This window comes from Microbulbifer aestuariivivens (assembly GCF_039545115.1).
Lineage (GTDB): Bacteria > Pseudomonadota > Gammaproteobacteria > Pseudomonadales > Cellvibrionaceae > Microbulbifer > Microbulbifer aestuariivivens.
On record NZ_BAABRT010000001.1, the window covers coordinates 62,050 to 78,406 of the forward strand.

The window sequence follows — 16,357 nt, forward strand, 5'->3', positions numbered from 1 at the left end:
AAAGTCAGAGTTGTTAGATGGCAGAGCAGAAATTTGACCTGGTAGTGATTGGATCCGGCCCCGCGGGCGAAGCGGCGGCCATGAGCGCGGCCAAAAAGGGCATGCGTACCGCCGTGATCGAGAAGCGCCCGGCGGTGGGGGGGAGCTGCACCCACAAGGGCACCATTCCCTCCAAGGCCCTGCGGCACTCGGTCAAGCAGCTGATGCGCTACAACACCCAGCCTGTCTTCCGTGCGCTGGGCGAACCCTGCCGGTTGTCTTTTCCCCAGGTCATGGAGTCGGTGCACAAGGTCATCAACTATCAGGTGGAGATGCACGCTAGCTTTTATGCCCGCAACCGTGTTGAGCTGATCCACGGCGAGGCCAGCTTCCGGGATGCCAATACCGTCGAGGTGGAGTTGCACGACGGCGCCGTCGAAGTGCTGAAGGCCGACAGGTTTGTCATTGCCACCGGTTCGCGCCCCTATCGCCCCGGCGATGTGAATTTTGATCACCCGCGGGTCTACGATAGCGACACCATTCTGGAAATGCAGCATACCCCGCACTCCATGATGATTTACGGTGCCGGTGTGATCGGTTGTGAGTACGCCTCCATCTTTGCCGCCCTCGGCATCAAGGTGGATCTGATCAACACCCGCAGCAGCCTGCTGGAATTTCTCGATGATGAGATCTCTGACGCGCTCAGTTACCACCTGCGGGATATGGGTGTGACCGTCCGTCATCTGGAGGAGTACGCCCGGGTGCTGCCCAATGACGACGGTGTCATTATGGAGATGCAGTCCGGCAAGCGCATCCACGCCGACGCCTTGCTGTGGTGTAACGGCCGCTCCGGCAATACCAGCTCGCTGGGCCTGGAAAATGTCGGCCTGGAAGCCAACCACCGCGGCCAACTGACCGTGGACGAACACTACTGCACCGGCGTGGAGAGCATTTACGCGGTGGGCGATGTGATTGGCTGGCCAAGCCTGGCCAGTGCTTCCTATGATCAGGGCAGGGCTGTGGCGGCGGCCATCGCCGGTCGCGGACACCGCGTGATCGAGGATGCCCCCACCGGCATTTACACCCTGCCGGAAATCTCTTCGGTCGGGCAGACGGAATCTGAACTGACCGCCGCCAAGGTGCCCTACGAGGTGGGACGTGCGCTGTTCAAGCACACGGCGCGGGCGCAGATTTCCGGCGAGCGGGTCGGCATGCTGAAAATCCTCTTTCACATCGAAACCCACGAGATTCTCGGCATCCACTGCTTTGGAGCAGAGGCGGCGGAAATCGTGCATATTGGTCAGGCCATCATGAAGCAACCGGCCCCCAATAACGTGATCGACTTCTTTGTGAATACCACCTTCAATTATCCGACCATGGCAGAAGCCTATCGCAGCGCCGCACTGGATGGCCTCAATCGGGTGATGCGCCTGTGACCGAGCCTTCCCCAACGGAGTTTCGTGAACTGGTGCGGGGATTCTTTGAGCAGATCCCCTTCAATCGCCAGATTGGGCTGGAAATGCGCGAGCTGGATCTCGAGCGGCTCAGTATCAGCGCCGCCTTCGAACTGCGCCCGGAGCTGATTGGCAATATCTGGAAAAACATCCTGCACGGTGGCGTTATCGCCACCGCTCTGGATACCGTGGGCGGGTTGACGGCCATGGTCGCCGCCTACCAGCGCATGGGCGACGTCCCCTGGGAGGAGAAGGTCGAACGCCTGTCAAAATTGGGCACGGTGGATATGCGGGTGGACTATCTCAAGCCGGGCAGGGGAGAGCATTTCCTGTGTCATGGTTCCATCCTGCGCGCCGGCAACAAGCTGGTGGTGGCGCGGATGGAGCTGGTGAATGACGCGGAGAAAATGATCGCCACCGGCACCGCCACCTACCTCTATTAGGCCGCTGCATTTAAGCCGCTGTATTTAGTTTTCCTATATAGTCCCGCCAAAGTTTTCACCCTCAACACTTCGGTGGCTGGCAAGTACAGCGGGTTTTCCACTTTCTTGCCACCGCCACCGCCACCGCCACCGCCACCGCCACCGCTGAAAGAGCTTACGCCTGTTTTACTTTTCACCCGCACCCGCACCCGCACCCGCACCTGCGCTTTCCCCAAAGCCATCGCACCTCATCCAGAATTAAATCGTGATTTATGCCGGCAGGGATGGTTACTTTTCGCCTGCGAAGAAACCGTTAGTGCCGATTTTGGAAAAGTTTTCATGGTATCGAGCCATAACGGGCAGCAGGCTGGGCAGAAGGTTAGGAGTACAGTGAGGTTGTAGGGCGGGGTGCATGTAGGGCAGGGTGGAAGGGAAAAAGGAAAAAAGGAAAGGGCCGGTAGCTGGAACCGTACAAAAGAGCGATGACAGATGAATCCATTCTCGGCGCGGTTGCCCAGCGCCGCTTGGCTGCGGCGCTGGGCGGTCTTCCGGGGTAAGTCATCAGGGCGGGTTTATTCGGCAGTGAGCTTTCCGGCCTGCGGTCTTGTCGCGGGGTTGCCTGATACTGGGCAGCGGGTAAAACCTGCGGTTAGCCCTGTGGTGGCTTGCGGACGGTGTGCAGGACCTTTTCCCATTCGAAGTAAACATAAAAATCCGGGTATTCCCAGCGGGTAATGGCGGGGTCGCCCACTGGCCCTTCAACATCGAGCGGCTCACCGAGCCGCACGCTGACCTCCTCCTTGTTCAGGCCGCGCACATCCTCAATGTAGCGCTCCTGACTCTGGGCGCCCACGGGGATTTCAATCTCCTCTGCAAGGGCGGCGCTGGAGCCTGCCAGCAGTGCGGCAAAGGCAGTGCCAGCCAGCAGGTGCAAGGTGAACTTCGACATGGGTTCCTCTCCGGAATTTATTGTTCTCTTAGTGTTCTGCTTGTTCTGTTGAGGTGGTCGCCATTTAAGCAGAAGTGGCGCCTTAAGGCCTGAAATGTACCACGTTTTGCCACTGGTGCGTAACGGCGGGCAAGGGCGGCAGAGCGGTGGCTCTCTATACTGTGGGCAGGTGCATCAGTGCGGATACAGGCGGCAGGGAATGCGAATCGGGCTTTCATTTTCGACATTGGGACTGCTGTTCGCGGCAAGTTTTTTCGCTTTTTCACTGACGCCGTCGCTGATTCCCCGCACCGACTCGATGCAGGGCATCATTTCTGGCTTTTCCCTTGCCGCGGGTTATGGTGTGGGCTTTTGCATCTCCTGGCTGTGGTCTGCGGTGGAATTACCCCAGCCCATGGGTAACAGCCGAAGGCTACTGCGCTGGCTGGCAGTGCTTTTCTGTGTACTGCTGGTGCTGGGATTCCTGTGGAAGGCAACTGGCTGGCAGAATGCCATTCGCCTGTTGATGGGTATGGAGCCGGTGAGCGGGGTGCGCCCGCTGACTATCGGTTTTGTGGCCGGTCTCACCTTTGCCGTGCTGTTGGCGCTGGCGAGGCTGTTCCGCCACACTTTTGCTGTGATCTCACACCGTCTTGAGCGCCTTGTGCCAAGGCGCGTCTCGCTGCTTTTGGGGCTGCTGTCGGCAGTCGCCATCTTCTGGGCCATCACTAATGATGTGCTGCTGTCGGCCGCTCTGCGCGCCACCGACGCCGCTTACCGCACCCTCGATGAGCATATGGAACCGGACCTGCCGGCGCCCAGCAGGGGTGATAAAGCGGGCGGGCCCGGTTCGCTGCTGCGCTGGCGGGATATGGGGCACCAGGGGCGGCGATACCTGGGCCTGGGGCCGACGGCGCGGGAGATTGCCGAAGTGGCTGGGGAATCACCGGTGGCGCGTGACCCGGTCAGGGTATATGTCGGTCTCAATGCGGCGAAGACCCCGAAGCAGCGTGCGCGGCTGGCGCTGCAAGAGCTGAAGCGAGTCGGTGGTTTTGACAGGTCGGTGCTGGTGTTGATCACCCCCACCGGCACCGGCTGGGTCGATCCCGGTGGCATTAATTCGGTGGAGTTTCTTTTCCGTGGCGATATCGCCAGTGTGGCGGCGCAATACTCTTACCTCCCGAGCCCCATCGCCCTGATGACCGAGGGTGCCTATGGGGTGGAAACGGCGCGGGCGCTGTTTCGTGAAATCTACGGCCACTGGCGGCGGCTGCCGCCTGAAACCCGGCCGCGCTTGTATCTCTTCGGCCTCAGCCTCGGTGCGATGAATTCGGATCGATCTTTCGACTTATACGACATCATCGATGATCCGTTTGATGGCGCGCTCTGGGTGGGGCCGCCATTTCGCAGCGATACCTGGCGCGAAATCACCCGGGAGCGTGATCCTGGTTCACCGGCCTGGCTGCCAATTTTTCGCGGCGGAGCCGTGGTTCGCTTTGGTAATCAGGAGGGGGGGTATGATCGGGGCGAGTCGCCGTGGGGAAATTTCCGCATCGCCTATCTGCAGTATGCCAGTGATCCCATTGTGTTTTTCGAGCCGGAAGCCGCCTATCGCAAGCCGGCGTGGATGAATCCGCCGCGCGGCCCGGATGTCTCTCCCGACCTGCATTGGTATCCGGTTGTCACCATGTTGCAGCTCGGCGCCGATATGCAGACGGGTACGGCGCCAGTGGGCTTTGGCCACAACTACGCGCCGGCAGATTATCTGCGCGCCTGGCTGGCACTGGCCGAGCCTCCGGGCTGGTCTGCGCAGGACCTGGATCGACTGCGGCGGAAACTGTCACAGCGGAACCCACACTGAGTTTCGCGGCCAAAGCACAGTCACTCTTGAGGAATCTGTGCAAATGCTTGGATTTATTGGCGTTTTTCCGCTTAAATCGCCTCTATGCTAAAACCTGTCCCCCTCTATATCGGACTGCGCTACGTGGCGGCACGTCGCCGTCAGCAGTTTATCTCTTTCATCAATGGCTTTTCGCTGCTGGGAATGGCCCTCGGAGTGATGGCGCTGATTGTCGTTACCTCGGTGATGAATGGTTTTGATCGCGAGCTGAAGACGCGCATTCTCAGCGTGGTGCCGCACGGCTTTATCGAGCGGGAAGGGGGACTGACGGAATGGCAGGGGGTTGCGCAAACCCTGCAGCAGCAGCCCCATGTGCAGGCGGCCAGTCCTTTTGTTAAAGGCTTCGCGCTGCTTGGCGGCGGTGGTGCCAGTCATGGGGTGGAATTTCAGGGGGTTGACCCACAGGCGCTGCGCGCTGTGTCCACCGTCGGCGAGCATATGATCAGCGGCTCCCTCGATGAATTGCAGCCGCGCAGTTACAACATCGTGCTGGGAAATATCCTCGCCCGTCAGCTCAATGCCATTGTCGGTGACAGTGTGGTGCTCACCCTGCCTGAAGTAGTGGTTACCCCGGCGGGCATCTTTCCGCGCACCAAGCGTTTTACCGTAGCGGGTATCTTTTCAGTGGGCGCCCAAGTGGATCAGGGTGTGGCGCTGATCAATCTTGAGGACGCGGCGCGCCTGTTGCGCATGCCCGGCAAGGTGCAGGGCCTGCAGCTGCGCTTCGACGATATGAACAATGCTCTGGGGCGCGTGCCGCAATACGCCGCCACTTTGGGCGAGGACTTTTCCGGTGAAGACTGGAGCCAATCCCAGGGCAGTCTGTTTCAGGCGGTCAAGATGGAAAAGACCGTCGTTACCCTGATGCTGATGATTATCGTCGCTGTGGCGGCTTTTAATATTGTGTCTGCGCTGGTGCTGATGGTGGCGGACAAGCGCTCCGATATTGCGGTGCTGCGCACGCTGGGTCTCACCTCCCGTCAGATCATGTCGGTGTTTGTGGTGCAGGGCAGTGCCATCGGCATTATCGGTGCGGCCAGTGGTGCGCTTCTGGGCACGTTCATCGCCTTCAACCTGACTGAAATGGTCAGCTGGATGGAAAGCCTGCTGGGCGCGAAGATTTTTGATCCGCGGGTTTTCTTCGTCAGTTTTCTGCCCTCTGAATTTCGCAGTGCAGATGCGCTCATCGTCCTCTCCGCGGCCATTCTGATGAGCCTGCTGGCGACCCTTTTTCCCGCGTGGAGAGCGTCACAAATTCAACCCGCTGAAGCGCTGCGTTACGAGTGATCTGCGGCAATCAGCAACGAACAGTCCGGACCTTAATAAAAAGCAATGAATAGCCAAGTGGAACTGCAAGCCGCCGAGGCGGCAAGCGGTAACAGCGCCCAGCGCGAAGTGGTGCTGGCCTGCCGCGCACTGAAAAAACACTATCGCCAGGGAAGTCGCGACCTGCACGTGCTGCAGGGGGTGGAGCTCGAAGTGGCCAAGGGCGAGCGGCTGGCCATTGTCGGCTCCTCCGGTTCCGGCAAGTCCACGCTGCTGAACCTTCTCGGCGGGCTGGATACCCCTTCATCCGGAGAGGTCTGGGTGTCCGGCAAGGATCTGGCCAGCCTCAATGCCAACGAGCGCGGCTGGCTGCGCAACCGCAGCCTTGGCTTCGTCTACCAGTTCCATCACCTGCTGGGGGAGTTCTCCGCACTGGAAAATGTCGCCATGCCGCTTCTGATCGGCAAGCAGTCGGTGGCCGATGCCCGCTCGGAGGCGACTGAAATGCTGCGCGCTGTGGGCCTCGGCGAGCGGCTAACCCATAAGCCCGCGCAGTTGTCGGGCGGCGAGCGCCAGCGGGTGGCCATTGCCCGGGCGCTGGTGACGCGCCCGGCCTGTGTACTGATGGATGAACCTACCGGCAACCTGGATCGCGCCACCGCCGGGGAGATTCACAAGCTGATGGACCGGCTGAATCGCGAGCTGGGAATCAGTTTCGTCATCGTCACCCACGACCCGGAACTGGCCGCATCCCTCGACCGCTGCCTGCATCTGGTGGATGGCAGGCTGGAGAGCAACTGGAACCAGGGCGATCATGTTTAGGCCGTTACCTGTCTTTATCGGCCTGCGCTACGCGGGCGCCCAGCGCCGGGGCGACGACTCCGCCGGTCTGGTGTCATTTATTTCCGGGCTGTCCATGGTGGGACTCATCCTGGGCGTGGCGCTGATGATCGTAGTCATGTCGGTGATGAACGGCTTTGACCGCGAGTTGCGCGAGCGCATCCTCGGCATCATGCCCCACGCCACCATCTATAACGCCAGCGCGGAAATCGACTGGCCCGAGCTGCGCAACCGGCTTGCCGCTCATCCCGAAGTGGTCGCCGCCGCCGAGGTCTGGCAGGTCAACGCGCTGGCGCGCAAAGGGCGCGAAGTGACCCCGCTGCTGGTGCAGGGTATTAACCCGCAAACCATTGTGGAGGTGTCGAATATCGGCCGTTTCCTTGAGCCGGAGAGCCTCGCCGGGCTGCGCTCCGCCAGCGAGCCGACGGTGATCCTTGGGCGCGGTATTGCCGAGAAATTGCAGGTTTCCAAGGGGGAGTATGTCTCCCTGATCGTACCCAGTAATGATGGCGGGGACGGCGCCCGCCGCGCCGCGCGTATTTCCGGCTTCCGGGTTGCCGATGTGTTCCATTCCGGCACTGCCCTGGATCAATCTCTGGCACTGGTGGACTGGTCGCGGGCCCAGTACCTGGCGGGCGGCGGTTCCGGTGCCGGGGTGCAGTTGCGTCTGCACGATATGCTCGGTTCCTACTATGTATTGCGGCAGCTGGTGAATGCTCTGCCGACACGGGGGTTTTTCGGTACCGACTGGAGCAGCACCCACGGCAACCTGTATCAGGCCATACAGATGTCGCGCAATCTGGTGGGCTTGCTGGTACTGCTGATTATCGCCATCGCCGCTTTCAATGTGGTTTCCACCCTGGTGATGGTGGTAATCGACAAACATGGCGATATCGCGATTCTCCGCACCATGGGCGCCAGCACCCGGGAAATACTGCTGACGTTTGTCAGTCAGGGCGCATTGGTTGGTCTTGTTGGCGCGGCGGTGGGCGGCATACTCGGTGTGCTGGGGTCGTTGGTGGTGACCGATCTGGTGGCGGGGCTGGAATCCCTGTTTGGCATCCAGTTTCTGAAGTCCGATGTTTACCCAGTGGATTATCTGCCGTCCGAGCTGCAGTGGCCCGACGTTGCGCTGGTGGTCGGTGCCGGCTTCGTACTCAGCCTGCTGGCGACTCTCTACCCGGCGCTGCAGGCGAGCCGGGTGCAGCCGGCGGCCGCACTGCGCAACGAGCAGTAGTTGTGGAGTCGCTGCTGGAGATAGGTGCTCGACAAGATTCCTGCTGAAGATTCTCGATCAAAGCGCTGGTAAATGTGTTGGCAGAGGTACTGGTAAAGGTGTCGGTAAAAGTGCGGAACAGTGACGAAGCAGGAAGAGCGGTTGGAGTTTGATATCTACGGCTTATTTACCCTGCTGCTGGTCAGGGCCCCGATGGCTGGGGCCCACTGCGCAAATGGCAGGGCCGGTCGCGCCCGAAAAGGGATCTGCTGATTCCCGCCCGCCTGAAGGCCGTGGAGTTGCTGGGATTTCTGCATGACTGGTAGCTCGAGTACGCAGGCCCCGGGTGCGAGGTGCGCCGCTGCAATATGAATCAGTAAAGCCAATTCAGAAAACGCAGGTCAGAAAAAGCGGCTGAGTGGATTGCAGGCGCGCAAAAACCACGACCACAATGATAAGAGGGCAGTAAAAAGAAGCAATCAGCCGATAGCTGAGCGGTTGGCGATGCGCGTCTTCCAGCGCTTGATCACATGCCAGCGCCACAGCCCCTGCATGGCGAAATAAGAGACCGCGGCAAAGAATATCCCCGACAATACTGAGCCGAAGAACAGCGGCAGCCAGATCTTGCCCACCTCACCGGTCAGCCATTCCCACGACAGTTCAATTCTGAAGTCCAGCGGCGGCGTGCCCAGGATCCAGGCGCCGAGCTTGTAGGTGGCGTAGAAGATCGCCGGCATCGTCACCGGGTTGCTGATCCACACCAGAATCATCGACAGCGGCAGGTTGCAGCGAAACCACAGTGCCAGCAGTGCGGCAATCAGCATTTGCCCTGGCAGCGGCAGGAAGCTGGTGAAAACACCCACGGCAAAGGCGACGGACACAGAGTGCCTGTTCAGGTGAAAGAGGTTGGGGTCGTGAAGCAGGCTGCCGAAAAACCTCAGGCCCTTGTTGGCGCGAACCTGGTCGGGAGTCGGCAGCCAGCGCCTGATAATACTCTTCGGCATAACTCAATTAGTCCGGATACCGGCAGCCATAAACTGTGTGACCGTCTGCTGTGTGAACCTCTGTTGGACAGAATGCCGCCCGCACGCAACTGCGGGTCTGCCGCCCATCAAAAGCATAGAGTGTTCAAAGCGGGGGAGCACGGCTGAATCCGTGCGGGCGCTATTATGCCTGCATAGTCGCACTAAGACTACCGTGCCTTCCCGGGCCATATTTTCCCTTAATGTGTCAACAATGTCTGCGGATATTACGCTGGAATTGACACTTGTCACTTGCAATGTGCCGATCTCACCTTTAAATTGTCGACAATCTTGAGGTCGAGAGGGTCCGATGGATCTGAGAGACGGCGGCACCGACATACCCGAAGCGAATCTGAGCCTGGCGGAGCGTCTGTTTTTGACTCTGCGCGGAGAGATCGTCGAAGGGCGGATTCCCGCCGGCAGCAAGGTCAGCGAGCCGGAGCTGGCGCGGCGTTTCAACGCCAGTCGCGGCAGTCTGCGCGAAGCACTGATGCGTCTCGAATCCCTGGGCCTGCTGGAGCGCCGCGTCAATGTGGGTGCGCGGGTGGTGGAACTCAGCGAGCGCGGCCTGCTGGAACTCTACGATGTGCGCGAAGCCCTGGAGGGCATGGCCTGCCGTCTGGCAGCCCTGGAGCGCACGGAAGAGGATCTGGTGGCGCTGCGTCAGATGCTATCCCGGCACGAGCAGCAGGAAGAGCTGCAGGCGGGGCGCGCCTATTTTCAGCCGGAAGGGGATTTCGACTTCCACTTCCGCATTGTGCAGGCCTCCGGCAACGATCTGTTGATCGACACCCTCTGCAACCGTCTTTATTACCGGGTGCGCATGTACCGCTATCAGCTGGGTATGGCCAGCCCCCGGGCCAAGCGGGCCTTCCGCGAACATAGTCACATCATTGAAGCCATCGAAGCCGGTGACGGCAAGTTGGCCGAAATCCTCATGCGCAGGCACATTCGCGCCTCGCGCCACAACATTGAGAAAAAGCTGAGGTAGACCATGAGTCAGCAACCTTCCGCAGGCGCGCGTTTTCGCCAGGCACTTACCGAGAACCAGCCACTGCAGGTGGTGGGAACCATCAATGCCTACACCGCCATCATGGCCGAGCGCATTGGCCACAAAGCCATTTACCTGTCCGGCGCCGGTGTGGCCAACGCCTCTTATGGCCTGCCTGATCTGGGTATGACCAGCCTCGACAATGTGCTCGAGGACGTGCGCCGCATCACCGCCGCCAGCGCGCTGCCGCTGTTGGTGGATATCGATACCGGCTGGGGTGGGGCGTTCAATATCTCCCGCACCATTAAAGAGATGATTCGCGCCGGCGCGGCGGCGGTACACATCGAAGATCAGGTCGCCCAGAAGCGTTGTGGCCACCGCCCGAACAAGGAAATCGTTTCCAAAGAGGAAATGGTGGACCGCATCAAGGCCGCCGTCGATGCCCGCACCGATGACGACTTCTTTATCATGGCGCGCACCGATGCCTTCGCCCAGGAAGGGCTGGACGCGGCCATCGAGCGGGCCCAGGCCTGCATCGAAGCCGGTGCCGACGGCATCTTCGCCGAAGCGGTGACCGAGCTGGAGCACTACCGCGCTTTCAAAGACGCCTTGAACGTGCCGATCCTCGCCAACATCACCGAATTCGGTAAAACCAGACTGTACAACAGCAAGGAATTGGCGGAATCTGGTGCGGACATGGTGCTGTACCCGCTGTCCGCCTTCCGCGCCATGAACAAGGCGGCGGAAAATGTCTACACCAGCATCCTGCAGAACGGTGATCAGCAGGCGGTTGTCGACACCATGCAGACCCGTGAAGAACTTTACGACTACCTGAATTACCACGAGTTCGAGCAGAAGCTGGATTCACTGTTCAAGAAGTAAATTCCACGCATCAACGATTGCCCGTCGCGCCCACTGGTGCGGCGGAATCCAAAACTCTTGCGAATAAAAGGGAAAACGAGATGGCTGAGAAAAAACTGGGTGGCGCCGGCCTGCGTGGCCAGGTAGCTGGTAAGACTGCACTGTCCACCGTTGGAAAATCCGGTTCCGGTCTGACCTACCGTGGTTACGATGTAAAAGACCTGGCGGAACACTGTGAATTCGAGGAAGTGGCCTACCTGATTTTCTATGGCGAGCTGCCCACCAAAGCCCAGCTGGCGGACTACAAAGGCGTGCTCAAGGGCATGCGCGGCCTGCCGCAGGCACTGAAAGAAGTCCTCGAGCGCATCCCCGTCGACGCGCACCCGATGGATGTGATGCGCACCGGCTGTTCCATGCTGGGCAACCTGGAAGGCGAAGAGTCCTTCGCCCAGCAGCAGGAAAAAGCCAACCGCCTGCTGGCCGCATTCCCGTCCATCATCTGCTACTGGTACCGCTACACCCACGACGGCGTGCGTATCGAGACCGAGACCGATGACGACTCCATCGGCGGTCACTTCCTGCACATGCTGCGCGGCGAAAAGCCCAACGCACTGCACGAGCAGGTGATGAACGTCTCCCTGATCCTGTACGCCGAGCACGAGTTCAACGCGTCCACCTTCACCGCGCGCGTTTGTGCCTCCACCCTGTCCGACCTGTTCAGCTGCATCACCGGTGCCATCGGCTCCCTGCGCGGCCCGCTGCACGGCGGCGCCAACGAGGCGGCCATGGAGCTGATCGAGCGTTTCACCTCCGCCGACGAAGCCGAGCAGGGACTGCTGGGCATGCTGGAGCGCAAGGAAAAGATCATGGGCTTCGGCCATGCGGTGTACAGCGAGTCCGATCCGCGCAACGCCATCATCAAGCAGTGGGCCGAAAAGCTGGCTGCCGATGTTGGTGACACCGTGCTGTACCCGGTATCCGTACGCTGCGAAGAAGTGATGTGGCGCGAGAAAAAGCTGTTCTGTAACGCCGACTTCTTCCACGCTTCCGCTTATCACTTCATGGGTATTCCCACCAAGCTGTTTACGCCGATCTTTGTCATGTCCCGCGTAACCGGCTGGGCCGCCCACGTATTTGAGCAGCGCGCCGACAACCGCATTATCCGCCCGAGTGCGGAGTACACCGGTCCGGAACTGCGTAAAGTGACTCCGATCGCCGAGCGATAAGGAGCCCTTGTCAGGAATCCTTGAATATGTACTGCGCGGGTGCCTGACGGCGTCCGGCAGTGCTCGGAATGCTCGCGTACGGCATGTGCGCTCCGCCTCCTGTGCGCGGGCGGCCAGCGCCAGCCACCCGCACCATTATTCAACGGTTCCACAATCAGCGTAGATAACGCGATGCGAAGGCGCTGCTGATGGGCAGACCTTGGCTGGACTATCTGCGAGAGGGATCTCGCAGCCAAGCCCCCATGGATGGGTGCAAGGCGTCTCCAGCCAAGGGCGGCCCGTCAGCAGTGTCGCCACACAACGACCCCACTGCGTGACCCGAAATGAACACCGAATTCCGCAAAAAACTCCCCGGCACCGACTTAGATTATTTCGACACTCGTGAAGCGGTCGAAAACATTCAGCCGGGTGCCTATGCAAAGCTTCCTTACACCTCCCGCATCCTCGCGGAAAACCTCGTGCGCCGCTGTGAGCCGGAAAAACTCACCGACGCCCTCAAGCAGATTATCGGCCGCAAGCGCGAACTGGACTTCCCCTGGTTCCCCGCCCGCGTCGTCTGCCACGACATTCTCGGCCAGACCGCACTGGTGGACCTCGCCGGCCTGCGCGATGCCATCGCCGAAAAGGGCGGTGACCCGGCCAAAGTCAACCCGGTGGTGCCCACCCAGCTGATCGTCGACCACTCCCTGGCGGTCGAGCACCCCGGCTTTGAAAAGAACGCGTTTGAAAAAAACCGCGAAGTGGAAGAGCGCCGCAACGAAGACCGCTTCCACTTTATTAACTGGACCAAAACCGCGTTTGAAAACGTCGACGTGATCCCGCCCGGCAACGGCATCATGCACCAGATCAACCTGGAGAAAATGTCTCCGGTGGTGCAGGTCAAAGACGGCGTCGCCTTCCCGGATACCTGTGTGGGCACCGACAGTCACACTCCGATGGTGGATGCGCTCGGTGTTATCTCCGTGGGCGTGGGCGGCCTCGAAGCCGAAAGCGTGATGCTCGGCCGCGCCTCCTATATGCGCCTGCCCGATATCGTCGGCGTCGAGCTGACCGGCAAACTGCAGCCCGGCATCACCGGAACCGATATGGTGCTGGCCCTGACCGAATTCCTGCGCCGCGAGCGCGTGGTCGGCGCCTATCTGGAATTCTTCGGCGAAGGCGCCTCCAGCCTGAGTCTGGGCGACCGCGCCACCATCGCCAACATGACCCCGGAATACGGTGCCACCGCCGGCATGTTCGCCATCGACGAGCAGACCATCGACTACCTGAAGCTCACCGGCCGCGATGACGAGCAGGTGGCGCTGGTAGAGAAATTCGCCAGGGAAACCGGCCTCTGGGCAGATAGCCTGAAAAATGCCGAGTACGAGCGCGTACTGAAGTTCGACCTGTCTTCCGTTACCCGCAATCTGGCCGGTCCTTCCAATCCGCACGCGCTGCTGCCGGTATCCGAGCTGGCCAACCGCGGTATCGCCAAAGAGTGGGAAGAAGAAGAGGGGCTGATGCCCGATGGTGCCGTGATCATCGCCGCCATCACCAGCTGCACCAACACCAGCAACCCGCGCAACATGATCGCCGCGGGCCTGATCGCCCGCAACGCCAACAAGCTCGGCCTGACCCGCAAGCCCTGGGTAAAAACCTCCCTGGCACCGGGTTCCAAAACCGTAAAAATGTATCTGGAGGAGGCCAACCTGCTGCCGGAACTGCAGCAGCAGGGCTTTGACGTGGTCGCCTTTGCCTGTACCACCTGTAACGGCATGAGCGGCGCCCTGGACCCGAAAATCCAGCAGGAAGTGATCGACCGCGACCTGTACGCCACCGCCGTACTGTCCGGCAACCGCAACTTCGACGGCCGCATCCACCCCTACGCCAAGCAGGCCTTCCTGGCCTCGCCGCCGCTTGTTGTGGCCTACGCGATCGCCGGCACCATCCGTTTTGATATCGAGAAGGACGTACTGGGCCACGACAAAGACGGCAACCCGGTCACGCTGAAAGATATCTGGCCGAGCGACGAAGAGATCGACGCGATCGTCAAGCAGAGCGTGAAGCCCGAGCAGTTCCGCGAGGTCTACATCCCGATGTTTGACCTCAGCAAGGCGGAAGAAGAGAAGGGCGAGCCGCTGTACCACTGGCGCCCGCAGAGCACTTACATTCGCCGCCCGCCCTACTGGGAAGGCGCCCTGGCTGGTGAGCGTTCCTTGAAAGGCATGCGTCCGCTGGCGGTGCTGGGTGACAACATCACCACCGACCACCTGTCGCCCTCCAACGCGATTCTGGCCAGCAGTGCCGCCGGTGAATACCTGGCGAAAATGGGCCTGCCGGAAGAGGACTTCAACTCCTACGCCACCCACCGCGGCGACCACCTCACCGCCCAGCGCGCCACCTTCGCCAACCCGAAACTGTTGAACGAAATGGTGCGCGACGAAAACGGTGCGGTGAAGCAGGGTTCTCTTGCCCGTATCGAACCGGAAGGCAAGGTCACCCGCATGTGGGAGGCCATCGAAACCTATATGGACCGCAAGCAGCCGCTGATCATTATCGCCGGCGCCGACTACGGCCAGGGATCGTCGCGCGACTGGGCCGCGAAGGGTGTGCGCCTCGCTGGCGTGGAAGCGATTGTGGCGGAAGGCTTCGAGCGCATTCACCGCACCAACCTGATCGGTATGGGCGTGCTGCCGCTGGAATTCCAGCCGGGCACCACCCGCGAGACCCTCGGCATCGACGGCACCGAAACCTTCGATGTACTTGGTGAGCGCACCCCGGGCGCGACTCTGACCCTGCTGATTCACCGCAAGGACGGTGAAACCGTGGAAGTACCGGTGAAATGCCGCCTGGATACCGCCGAAGAAGTTTCCATCTACGACGCCGGCGGTGTCCTGCAGCGCTTCGCCAACGACTTCCTCGAAGCCGAGGGCGCCGCGCAATGAGCAGCCCTGAGTCCAAGGTAAGCGCACCACAAATCAAAGTGCCCGCCACCTATATGCGTGGCGGCACCAGCAAGGGCGTCTTCTTTCGCCTGCAGGACCTGCCGGAATCCGCGCAGGTTCCGGGCGCCGCGCGCGACAACCTGCTGCTGCGGGTGATCGGCAGCCCCGATCCCTACGGCAAGCAGACCGACGGCATGGGCGGAGCCACCTCCAGCACCAGCAAAACCGTCATCCTGTCGAAGAGCGAACAGCCCGGTCACGATGTGGACTACCTGTTCGGACAGGTCTCCATCGACAAGCCGTTTGTGGACTGGTCCGGCAACTGTGGCAACCTCACCGCCGCCGTCGGTGCCTTCGCCATCAACAGCGGTTTTGTGGATGCCGAGCGCGTGCCGGAAAATGGTATCTGCACCGTGCGCATCTGGCAGGCCAACATCAAGAAAACCATCATCGCCCAGGTCCCCATCACCAATGGGGAAGTGCAGGAAACCGGTGATTTCGAACTGGACGGCGTCACCTTCCCGGCGGCCGAAGTGCAGATCGAATTCATGGACCCGGCGGATGGGGAAGGGGCCATGTTCCCCACCGGAAACCTTGTTGACGATTTAGAGGTGCCCGGGGTCGGCACCTTGAAAGCCACCATGATCAACGCCGGTATCCCCACCATTTTCGTCAACGCGACGGATATCGGTTACACCGGTACCGAACTGCAGGAAGCCATTAACGGTGACGACAAGGCACTGGCCATGTTCGAAACCATCCGTGCTTATGGCGCAGTGAAGATGGGCTTGATCGAGAAAGCGGAAGACGCGGCCGCCCGCCAGCATACCCCCAAGGTTGCCTTTGTGGCGCCGCCGCAGAGCTATACCGCTTCAAGCGGCAAGCAGGTGGCCGCAGGGGATATCGACCTGCTGGTGCGCGCCATGTCCATGGGCAAACTGCACCATGCCATGATGGGCACCGCCGCTGTCGCCATCGGCACCGCCGCCGCCATTCCCGGCACCCTGGTCAATCTGGCCGCTGGAGGCGGGGAGCGCAACGCCGTGACCTTCGGCCATCCGTCCGGCACCTTGCGGGTCGGGGCGGAAGCGGAAATCGTCAATGGGCAGTGGAGCGCTACCAAGGCCATTATGAGTCGCAGTGCGCGGATTCTGATGGAAGGGTGGGTGCGGGTGCCTGGCGATTGCTTTTAGTGGTAGGCCGGCACACTCTGTCTCCATGGCACAGCAGTTACGCCAGAGGATAAAGAGCGCCCACTTCAATGGCGCTCTTTAATATGTTTACTGATTAATCTAATAATTGTGGGATATTTTTACTATTGGAATGAT

13 protein-coding genes are annotated in these 16,357 nt (G+C 60.6%); 11 read left to right on the forward strand and 2 right to left on the reverse strand.

What is annotated here, in order from left to right:
• Positions 1 to 17 precede the first annotated feature (17 nt).
• Positions 18 to 1,415 (forward strand): Si-specific NAD(P)(+) transhydrogenase, encoded by a 1,398-nt coding sequence (gene sthA / locus ABEA58_RS00235; protein WP_345547693.1) that lies wholly within the window; start codon positions 18 to 20, stop codon positions 1,413 to 1,415.
• Positions 1,412 to 1,876, forward strand: coding sequence for a thioesterase family protein (locus tag ABEA58_RS00240; protein ID WP_345547695.1), 465 nt, complete (start codon positions 1,412 to 1,414; stop codon positions 1,874 to 1,876). The genes sthA and ABEA58_RS00240 overlap by 4 nt, the downstream gene beginning before the upstream one ends.
• A 628-nt stretch (positions 1,877 to 2,504) precedes the next feature.
• Here ABEA58_RS00240 and ABEA58_RS00245 read toward each other — a convergent pair.
• Positions 2,505 to 2,804 carry a hypothetical protein gene (locus tag ABEA58_RS00245; protein ID WP_345547697.1) on the reverse strand — a complete coding sequence of 100 codons (300 nt, stop codon included), beginning with the start codon at positions 2,802 to 2,804 and terminating at the stop codon, positions 2,505 to 2,507.
• Between the two features lie 199 nt (positions 2,805 to 3,003).
• On the opposite strand from ABEA58_RS00245, the gene ABEA58_RS00250 reads away from it, so the two are divergent.
• The 4 genes from ABEA58_RS00250 (at position 3,004) to ABEA58_RS00265 (ending at position 8,026) form a co-directional block, all read left to right on the forward strand.
• A complete protein-coding gene (locus tag ABEA58_RS00250; RefSeq protein ID WP_345547699.1) occupies positions 3,004 to 4,644 on the forward strand; it encodes an alpha/beta hydrolase in 1,641 nt (546 codons plus the stop codon).
• Between the two features lie 84 nt (positions 4,645 to 4,728).
• Positions 4,729 to 5,970, forward strand: coding sequence for a lipoprotein-releasing ABC transporter permease subunit (locus ABEA58_RS00255; RefSeq protein WP_345547701.1), 1,242 nt, complete (start codon positions 4,729 to 4,731; stop codon positions 5,968 to 5,970).
• 45 nt (positions 5,971 to 6,015) lie between these two features.
• Positions 6,016 to 6,771 (forward strand): lipoprotein-releasing ABC transporter ATP-binding protein LolD, encoded by a 756-nt coding sequence (gene lolD / locus ABEA58_RS00260; RefSeq protein ID WP_345547703.1) that lies wholly within the window; start codon positions 6,016 to 6,018, stop codon positions 6,769 to 6,771.
• On the forward strand, positions 6,764 to 8,026 hold the full coding sequence (locus ABEA58_RS00265) for a lipoprotein-releasing ABC transporter permease subunit (RefSeq protein WP_345547705.1): 1,263 nt from the start codon (positions 6,764 to 6,766) through the stop codon (positions 8,024 to 8,026). Before lolD ends, ABEA58_RS00265 begins: the two co-directional genes overlap by 8 nt.
• A gap of 458 nt (positions 8,027 to 8,484) precedes the next feature.
• Here the strand turns inward: ABEA58_RS00265 and ABEA58_RS00270 are convergent, their stop codons facing one another.
• Positions 8,485 to 9,009, reverse strand: coding sequence for a DUF2062 domain-containing protein (locus ABEA58_RS00270; RefSeq protein ID WP_345547706.1), 525 nt, complete (start codon positions 9,007 to 9,009; stop codon positions 8,485 to 8,487).
• 328 nt (positions 9,010 to 9,337) lie between these two features.
• Between ABEA58_RS00270 and ABEA58_RS00275 the strand changes: the two genes are divergently transcribed.
• The 5 genes from ABEA58_RS00275 to prpF all read left to right on the forward strand — a co-directional run bounded on the left by ABEA58_RS00275 (position 9,338) and on the right by prpF (position 16,222).
• Complete coding sequence (locus ABEA58_RS00275) at positions 9,338 to 10,018, forward strand: GntR family transcriptional regulator (protein ID WP_345547708.1); 681 nt, start codon at positions 9,338 to 9,340, stop codon at positions 10,016 to 10,018.
• A 3-nt stretch (positions 10,019 to 10,021) separates the two neighbouring features.
• Positions 10,022 to 10,900 carry a methylisocitrate lyase gene (gene prpB, locus ABEA58_RS00280; RefSeq protein ID WP_345547709.1) on the forward strand — a complete coding sequence of 293 codons (879 nt, stop codon included), beginning with the start codon at positions 10,022 to 10,024 and terminating at the stop codon, positions 10,898 to 10,900.
• Between the two features lie 80 nt (positions 10,901 to 10,980).
• Entirely contained in the window at positions 10,981 to 12,105 is a 1,125-nt protein-coding gene (gene prpC / locus ABEA58_RS00285) for a bifunctional 2-methylcitrate synthase/citrate synthase (RefSeq protein WP_345547711.1), read from the forward strand.
• 323 nt (positions 12,106 to 12,428) lie between these two features.
• The gene (acnD, locus tag ABEA58_RS00290; protein ID WP_345547713.1) at positions 12,429 to 15,029 is read left to right on the forward strand and encodes a Fe/S-dependent 2-methylisocitrate dehydratase AcnD; all 2,601 of its coding nucleotides are present in this window, start codon (positions 12,429 to 12,431) and stop codon (positions 15,027 to 15,029) included.
• Entirely contained in the window at positions 15,026 to 16,222 is a 1,197-nt protein-coding gene (gene prpF, locus ABEA58_RS00295) for a 2-methylaconitate cis-trans isomerase PrpF (RefSeq protein ID WP_345547716.1), read from the forward strand. The genes acnD and prpF overlap by 4 nt, the downstream gene beginning before the upstream one ends.
• The last annotated feature ends 135 nt before the right edge of the window (positions 16,223 to 16,357 follow it).